This is a genomic window from Streptomyces sp. SM1 (assembly GCF_002910825.1).
GTDB lineage: Bacteria > Actinomycetota > Actinomycetes > Streptomycetales > Streptomycetaceae > Streptomyces > Streptomyces okerensis.
On record NZ_NEUB01000691.1, the window covers coordinates 1 to 7,811 of the forward strand.

Annotated in this window: 7 protein-coding genes; 2 read left to right on the forward strand and 5 right to left on the reverse strand. The window is 70.8% G+C overall.

Annotated elements, in window-relative coordinates; all coding sequences use genetic code 11:
• The 5 genes from B9S61_RS42430 to B9S61_RS19165 form a co-directional block, all read right to left on the reverse strand.
• On the reverse strand, window positions 1-187 hold a 187-nt coding region (locus tag B9S61_RS42430; protein ID WP_146064889.1), incomplete at its 3' end, for a hypothetical protein.
• A gap of 274 nt (window positions 188-461) precedes the next feature.
• Entirely contained in the window at window positions 462-1,133 is a 672-nt protein-coding gene (locus tag B9S61_RS19150) for a DUF402 domain-containing protein (RefSeq protein ID WP_103543366.1), read from the reverse strand.
• A 94-nt stretch (window positions 1,134-1,227) separates the two neighbouring features.
• Window positions 1,228-2,649 carry an aspartate ammonia-lyase gene (locus tag B9S61_RS19155; RefSeq protein WP_103543367.1) on the reverse strand — a complete coding sequence of 474 codons (1,422 nt, stop codon included), beginning with the start codon at window positions 2,647-2,649 and terminating at the stop codon, window positions 1,228-1,230.
• Between the two features lie 113 nt (window positions 2,650-2,762).
• On the reverse strand, window positions 2,763-4,274 hold the full coding sequence (locus tag B9S61_RS19160; RefSeq protein WP_374936228.1) for a M28 family peptidase: 1,512 nt from the start codon (window positions 4,272-4,274) through the stop codon (window positions 2,763-2,765).
• 287 nt (window positions 4,275-4,561) lie between these two features.
• Window positions 4,562-6,238 carry a fumarate hydratase gene (locus tag B9S61_RS19165; protein ID WP_103543369.1) on the reverse strand — a complete coding sequence of 559 codons (1,677 nt, stop codon included), beginning with the start codon at window positions 6,236-6,238 and terminating at the stop codon, window positions 4,562-4,564.
• Between the two features lie 146 nt (window positions 6,239-6,384).
• On the opposite strand from B9S61_RS19165, the gene B9S61_RS19170 reads away from it, so the two are divergent.
• Together B9S61_RS19170 and B9S61_RS19175 are read left to right on the forward strand one after the other, a co-directional pair.
• Window positions 6,385-7,083 (forward strand): DUF1707 domain-containing protein, encoded by a 699-nt coding sequence (locus tag B9S61_RS19170; protein WP_103543370.1) that lies wholly within the window; start codon window positions 6,385-6,387, stop codon window positions 7,081-7,083.
• Window positions 7,084-7,191: 108 nt separating this feature from the next.
• Window positions 7,192-7,563, forward strand: coding sequence for a WhiB family transcriptional regulator (locus tag B9S61_RS19175; protein ID WP_103543371.1), 372 nt, complete (start codon window positions 7,192-7,194; stop codon window positions 7,561-7,563).
• Window positions 7,564-7,811: the final 248 nt, after the last annotated feature.

Consider the following 7,811-nt stretch of genomic DNA (forward strand, 5'->3'; position numbering starts at 1 on the left):
CCCCGGGCGACGCGGCTCCGGGTGCGGGGGGCTCACCACCGGAGTGGCCCTGTACCGGTAAGGCCGCCCCGGTGCCCGGCACAGGCGCCGGGGTACGCAGGAGCGCCCCGCGGGGATCCGCGGGGTCCACGCCCGGCTGGGGGCGTTCGAAGGAGGTCGGCTGCTCCGTCACGCGTGTCGAGTCCATCCGTCCGGCGCACGCCGTGCGCGCGGTTCGTCCCGCCGAAGCTCCGATACCCGGAATACCTGCCCCCGGAACGGATTCCGCGTGTGGTCAGAGGTTGTTGCCGCTCCGCCGGACGACCGTCCCCGGCCCGTACCGGTGTTTCCGTACCCCTCGCTCACGTCCTGCCGCCCCTCGGTGACGTTTGGTCAAGCCCAGCGCGCGCTCCGGCGGTTGTCGCCCCGCGTCCTTGCGGACGACGATCCTACGTTTCCTGCCCCGGGGCGCAGCAAGGGTCTCACGAGGACACATGCGCCGGAGTGCGGTCCCAGTCCTGTGGCAGTGACGGTACCTCCCAGGACGGATCCGGGCGCCAGTTCTCCCAGCCGTCCGCGAACGGCGGCCCCCAGGCGTCGATCACCCGGACCGCGGCACGCCCCGCCTCCCGCACCCTCCCGGCCAGCGCGGAGTCCACCAGCCCGTCCCGCCGGGCCTGTGCGAACTCGTCCTCGTCGCGCCAGTGCAGGCCGCGGTCCGGGTGTACGGAGATGTCCAGGAAGTGATCCTCGGAGTCCACCCCGCCCGCCCAACGGGCCAGCGGCTCCTCCAGGTTCACGTACCAGTTCTTGAACCGCCAGTCCGGGTCCCAGAACAGCCACACCGACCAGGGTTCGCCGGGCCGGGCCAGCTTCAGCACCCCGGTGCCGAGCCAGTGGCCCCGGCCGACCGTGCGCGGCTTGGTGTACCGGGTGCCGAGCGGCTCCCGGTGCACGGGCGTACCGTCGGCGAGCAGTGGTCTCACACACTCGGTGCCGGGCGCCAGCCAAGCGGCCAGCAGTTCCGGATCGTCGCGTACGACCGTGACGGGGCGCGCGATGTGGATTCGCGCGCCGCCGTTCTCCCGGTAACGCCACAGGATCTGTGTCCCGGGTGCCCAGTGGCCGGCCGTCCTGTCCGCGGGGTCGCCCATTGTCGCTCCGTCCTCCGTCTTGCGTGCATACGTCAGTGCCCTGCACATACGACGCCGCGGTGCCCGTCACGGTTCGGGCCCGGCGCCCCGGGCATCACGGGCGTGTCATCCGCAGGACGTCCAGCGCCTCGTCGAGCTGTTCGACGGTGAGGTCGCCGCGCTCGACGTAACCGCCCTCCAGGACGACCTGCCGGATGGTCCGCCGCTCCGCGAGGGACTTCTTGGCGACCTTGGCGGCCTCCTCGTAGCCGATGTACTTGTTGAGCGGGGTGACCACGGACGGCGAGGACTCGGCGTACTCCCGGGTGCGCTCCCGGTCGGCGGTGATCCCGTCGACCGTGCGGTCGGCGAAGAGCCGGGAGACGTTCGCGAGCAGCCGCACCGACTCCAGCACGTTCTTCGCGATGACCGGAAGCATCACGTTGAGTTCGAAGTTGCCCGAGGCGCCGGCGGCGGCGACGGTCGCGTCGTTGCCGGTGACCTGCGCGCAGACCATGAGCACGGCCTCGGGGATCACCGGGTTGACCTTGCCGGGCATGATCGAGGAGCCGGGCTGGAGATCGGGCAGGCCGATCTCGGCGAGGCCGGTACGCGGTCCGGACGCCATCCACCGCACGTCGTTGGCGATCTTCGTCAGTCCGACGGCGATGGTCCGCAGCTGCCCGCTGGTCTCCACGACGCCGTCCCGGGCGCCCTGCGCCTCGAAGTGGTCGCGCGCCTCGGTGAGCGGCAGCCCGGTGGTGCGGGCGACCTCCTCGATGACGGCGGCCGAGAATCCGGGCGGGGTGTTGATGCCGGTACCGACGGCGGTGCCGCCCAGCGGCAGCTCGGCGAGGCGGGGCAGGGAGGCGTTCAGCCGCTCGATGCCGTACCGCACCTGGGCCGCGTACCCGCCGAACTCCTGGCCGAGGGTCACCGGCGTGGCGTCCATCAGATGGGTCCGGCCGGACTTCACCACGTCGGCGAACTCCCGCGCCTTGCGCTCCAGCGCGGCGGCGAGGTGGTCGAGGGCCGGGATCAGATCGCGGGTGACGGCGGCGGTCGCGGCGATGTGGAGGGACGAGGGGAACACGTCGTTGGACGACTGCGAGGCGTTGACGTGGTCGTTCGGGTGCACGTCCCGGCCCAGCCGCTCGGTGGCGAGGGTGGCGAGGACCTCGTTGGTGTTCATGTTGGACGAGGTCCCCGACCCGGTCTGGAACACGTCCACCGGGAAGTGCTCGTCCCACCGTCCCTCGGCGACCTCCTCGGCCGCCTCCCGGATCGCCTCGGCGATGTCCTCGTCCAGCACCCCGAGCCGGGCGTTCACCTCCGCCGCGGCGCCCTTGATCCGGGCCAGCGCCTCGATGTGGGCGCGTTCCAGGCGCTGCCCGGAGACCGGGAAGTTCTCCACGGCGCGCTGGGTCTGCGCGCGCCACTTTGCGTCGGCGGGGACCCTCACCTCGCCCATGGAGTCGTGCTCGACGCGGTAGGCGCGGGTGTCGCGGTCGTCCCGGTCGTGGTCCGTGGTCGTCATCGTCGTACCTCCGAAGATGCACAGCAGCGGTCCCGGACGAGCGTATTCCCGCGAACGCCCTCCGCCCCGCCGCGCGGGGAGCGCGGCGGGGCGGAGCACCCGTGGGGGGATGGTCAGCCGCTGCGTACGGACACGTCGTCCAGTACGAAGCTGGTCCGCAGGCTGTAGTCCTCGGTGGCGGTGAAGGTCAGGGTCACCGTCTGCCCGGCGTACGCCGACAGGTCGGCCGACCGCTGCACGTAGCCGCTGCCCGCGTCGACGTTGGACAGCGTGGCGAGCGTGGTGCCGCCGGCCTTCACGGTGAACCGGTCGTACGCGCGGGAGCCGGACTCGTCGGTGTCGATGTGCAGCCAGTAGCTCAGCGACGCCTGGGAGCAGCCGGCCGGAACGGTCACCGTCTGGCTGATCGACTCGGTACTCGTGGACCCGTTCCCCCCGAGCCAGGCGGACCGGGTCCCGGTGTGCGCCGGCTGGCCCGCGTGGGCGCCGATGGTGCCGGTGCTCCCGGTCCACGGCGACGTCCCGCTCTCGAAACCGCCGTTGCCGACGACGCCGGCGGTGTCGCACTCGCCGCCGCCGGTCCCGGTCTCCACGGCCCGCTGCCAGAGGGTGTACGCGATACCGTCGGCGGCGCGGTCGAGGCCGGTGGTGTTGATGTTGGTGAGGGTGTCGCAGGACCGGTGGTAGCAGGGGTCGTACCCGGACCCCGCGGTCCCGCCCCACTTGGCGGCCTGTGCCGAGGTCTTCCGGGCACTGGCGCCCATGGCGTAGCCGGAGGTCGGGATCCCGTACTGCTCGAAGGAGTAGTCGTCGCTGCGCCCGGCGCCCTCGGTGTTCTCCTCGGGCTGGAGGCCCAGCGAGTCCCAGTACGCCTTCATCGGCGCGGCGGCCGAGGAGGTGATGTGGTTGATGAAGTAGCCGCCGTTGGTGGAGGCGACCATGTCGAAGTTGTAGTACGCCTTGATCCTGGCGCGCTCCGTCGACGACAGTGAACGCACGTAGAAGTCGGACCCGTTGAGCCCCTGCTCCTCGTCGGTCCACCAGGCGAAGCGGACCCGGTTGCGCATGGCCGGGTTCTGCTGGGCCAGTGTCAGGGCGTTCTCGAGCAGGGCGGCGGAACCGGATCCGTTGTCGTTCATGCCGGGTCCGGCGGAGACGCCGTCGAGGTGGGCGCCGAACATGATGACGTTGCCGGCGTCGCCCCCCGGCCATTCGGCGATCAGGTTGGGTCCGGCCCCGCTGGTGCAGCCGGAGGTGCACGGCTGTTCGGTGACGGTGTAGCCGGCCGCCTGGAGCCGGCCCTTCACATAGGCGACGGAGTCGTCGTAACCCTGTCCGGTGGACCGGCGGTTCCCGCCGTTCCGTCCGGCGATGGCGCTCAGTTCGTTGAGGTGCGCCTTCACCTTGTTGACGTCGACGTCGGGTGCGGCGCTGACGGTGGTGTCCGCGGTGGTCACGGAGTCGGCGGCCACGGCGGGGAGCGTTCCGCAGCTCAGCACGACAGCGAGCGAGAAGCCCGCCACGGCGAATCTTCGTTTCACCTGGTCTCCTCCGGGAGGTGGCTGTGGGGTAGCCACGCAGGGATTGACATGGCATGTGCATGTCGGAGCGCCGAGAAGACTCACAGCGATGGTTGAGCCAGTCAACGGAAAAGGCAAGGTCGGACGCAGATTGTCCGAAAGAAGCACACGAAGTCCGCTATACGGACAATGGCGGTCGTGATGAAGCCCCCACCGCCCCTTCCCGTCCCGAACCTGGGGCTCCGCCCCAGACCCCGCTCCTCAAACGCCGGAGGGGCTGACTCCAGCCCCTCCGGCGTTTGAGGAGCGGGGGTCCGGGGGCAGCGCCCCCGGGGACGGGGACGGGGACGGGAAGGGGCGGCGGGGGCGAAAACCGCCGTCCCCCTTCGGCACTACACCAGTCCCGGCCCCCGCACCGGGATCGACGTGAACGTCGGCTGCGGAGCCGGGTCCTGGAAGAAGTCGTTCCCCTTGTCGTCCACGACGACGAACGCCGGGAAGTCCTCGACCTCGATCTTCCAGACCGCCTCCATCCCCAGCTCCTCGTACTCGACGACCTCGACCTTCTTGATGCAGTCCTGCGCGAGCCGCGCCGCCGGCCCGCCGATGGACCCCAGGTAGAACCCCCCGTGCGCCTCGCACGCGTCCGTGACCTGCTTGCTCCGGTTGCCCTTCGCCAGCATCACCCGGGACCCGCCCGCCGCCTGGAACTGCTCCACGTAACTGTCCATCCGCCCGGCCGTGGTCGGCCCGAACGACCCCGACGCGTACCCTTCCGGCGTCTTCGCCGGCCCGGCGTAGTACACCGGGTGGTCCTTCAGGTACTGCGGCATCTCCTCGCCCGCGTCCAGCCGCTCCTTGATCTTCGCGTGCGCGATGTCCCGCGCCACGACCAGCGGCCCGGTCAGCGAGAGCCGGGTCTTGACGGGGTGCTTGGTCAGCTCGGCGAGGATGTCGTCCATCGGCCGGTTGAGGTCGATCTTCACGGCGTTTCCGTCGGCCTCGAGCTGCTCGTCCGTCGTCTCCGGCAGGAACCGCGCCGGGTCCGTCTCCAGCTGCTCCAGGAACACGCCCTCCGCGGTGATCTTCGCCACCGCCTGCCGGTCCGCCGAGCAGGACACCGCGATCGCGACCGGACACGACGCCCCGTGCCGGGGCAGCCGGACCACCCGCACGTCGTGGCAGAAGTACTTGCCCCCGAACTGCGCGCCGATACCGATCCTCTGCGTCAGCTCGAAGACCTTCTCCTCCAGCTCCTTGTCCCGGAAGCCGTTCCCGAGCGGCGACCCCTCGGCGGGGATCTCGTCCAGGTAGTGCGCGGAGGCGTACTTCGCGGTCTTCAGCGCGTACTCGGCCGACGTGCCGCCGACCACGATCGCCAGGTGGTACGGCGGACAGGCGGCCGTACCCAGCGACCGGATCTTCTCCTCCAGGAACTTCATCATGGAGGCCTCGTTCAGGACGGCCTTGGTCTCCTGGTACAGGAACGACTTGTTGGCCGACCCGCCGCCCTTGGCCATGAACAGGAACTTGTAGGCGCCCCCGTCCGTCGCGTAGAGCTCGATCTGCGCGGGGAGGTTGGACCCGGTGTTCTTCTCCTCCCACATGGTGAGCGGAGCCATCTGCGAGTACCGCAGGTTGAGGTTCTTGTACGCGTCGTAGATGCCCCTGCTCAGGGCCTCCTCGTCCCGACCCGACGTCAGGACGTTCTGCCCGCGCTTGCCCATGACGATCGCCGTACCCGTGTCCTGGCACATCGGCAGCACGCCGGCCGCCGCGATGTTGGCGTTCTTCAGCAGGTCCAGGGCGACGAACTTGTCGTTGCCCGACGCCTCGGGGTCGTCGATGATCCGGCGCAGCTGCGCCAGGTGCGCGGGGCGCAGGTAGTGCTGGATGTCGTGGACGGCCTCCTCGGCGAGCTTGCGCAGCGCCTCCGGCTCCACCTTGAGGAACGTCCGCCCGTCGGCCTCGAAGGTGGAGACACCTTCGGAGGTCACCAGCCGGTAGGGGGTGGTGTCCTCTCCCATGGGGAGCAGATCGGCGTACTCGAACTCAGGCATCTCGCCCATTCCTCACTCGACGGAAGACCGCCCGCCTCCGTCGGCGGGCGCCCACCAGCGTAGGACCTGCCGCCTGCGGTGAACCTGTGAGGTTGTCCTCAGTCGTCCGCCCCGGAGGGTAGTCGCGATCTATCGCGTTTGGGTACGCTGCTGTCGTGGACCTCCAGAAGCACGCCCAGCAGCCGGACTCGGCACCGCGGACGGCCGAGCTGCGCGCCTCCGACGCCGACCGGGACCGTATCGCCGACATCCTGCGCGAAGCCCTCGCAGAGGGCCGTCTGACCGCCGACGAACACGCGGAGCGGGTCGAGGGCGTGCTGGCCGCCAAGACGGTGGGCGAGCTGGACGTGTTCGTCCGGGACCTGCCGATAGCCCACCAGCGGCGCCCGGGACACACCTCCGCGCCCAGCCGCCCCACCGCCGGCGCCATTCCGATCGACCCCGATGACAACGTGATCGCGGTGTTCAGCGCCGCCGCGCGCAAGGGCCGCTGGCGGACCGGCCGCCGCATCCACGCGTACGCGGTCTTCGGCAGCGTCGAGATCGACCTCAGCGAGGCGCTGTTCGACCACCAGCAGGTCATGATCAAGGCGTACGCGGTCTTCGGCAGCGTCGAGATCCGCGTCCCGGAGAACGTGTCGCTGCGCGGAACCGGCGGCGGCGTCCTCGGCTCCTTCGAGGTCGACCCGCTGGACGCGACCGACGAGGAGGCGCCGGTGATCTTCGTCGACGGCTGGGCGGTCCTGGGCAGCATCGAGGCGCGGCCCAGGCGCGGCAAGCTCGTCGCGGACATCATCGACCGGGTGCAGCGCAAGGGCGACAAGAGCCTGCGGCGGCGGCATCTCGGCCACTGACCCGGCGCGAGCGGAGCCCTGTCGGGAACTCAGTGCATAGGCGCGCGCACATCGGGTAAGCCTTGCTGCATCGTGTCTCGCTCGCGAAGCCGTCGTCAGGAGTAGACCGTGCTGCAACCGCCGCATTCGTCCCTGCAGGTAGCCTCTGTTCCGGCACAGCGAGCGGCAGCGCGGGACAGGGACCAGGACGCGCCCTGGCACACCGAGGCGGTGTGCCGGCGCGACGAGGCGGGGCTCTTCTTCGCACCGTCGAAGGAGCCCACCGCCGCCCGGCTCTCCCGCGAGGAGGCCGCCAAGCGGGTCTGCGCCCGCTGTCCGGTGATGGTCGAGTGCCGTGAGCACGCCCTGCTCCAGCCCGAACCCTACGGCGTCTGGGGCGGCCTCACCGCCGCCGAACGCCGCGTGGTCCTGGCCCGCCGGAGGCGCCGCGAAATGGAACTGAAGAACGCCCGCCAGGGCCGCATAGCGGCAGCAGGCTGAACCCCACGAATCGAAGCGCCCCCTCCGCACAGGGGGCGCACACCCGCATCACCCTCAGGGACGCGGGGAAACCGCATCTGTACCGCCGCCCGCCGCAGCACCCCCAGGGGCGCGGGGAACTGCGCGCTCAACCCCCACGCACCCGCACATGGCACTGCGCCGCCGCGCCGCGCGTCCGTATCGCCGCCGCGCGCAGCACCCTGAGGGGCGCGGGGAACTGCGCGCTCAACCCCCACGCACCCGCACAT

Excerpts from the sequence above, each read along its gene's own strand:
- B9S61_RS19150 (WP_103543366.1), bottom strand. The coding sequence starts at position 1,133 with ATGGGCGACCCCGCGGACAGGACGGCCGGCCACTGGGCACCCGGGACA.
- B9S61_RS19155 (WP_103543367.1), bottom strand. The coding sequence starts at position 2,649 with ATGACGACCACGGACCACGACCGGGACGACCGCGACACCCGCGCCTAC.
- B9S61_RS19165 (WP_103543369.1), bottom strand. The coding sequence starts at position 6,238 with ATGGGCGAGATGCCTGAGTTCGAGTACGCCGATCTGCTCCCCATGGGA.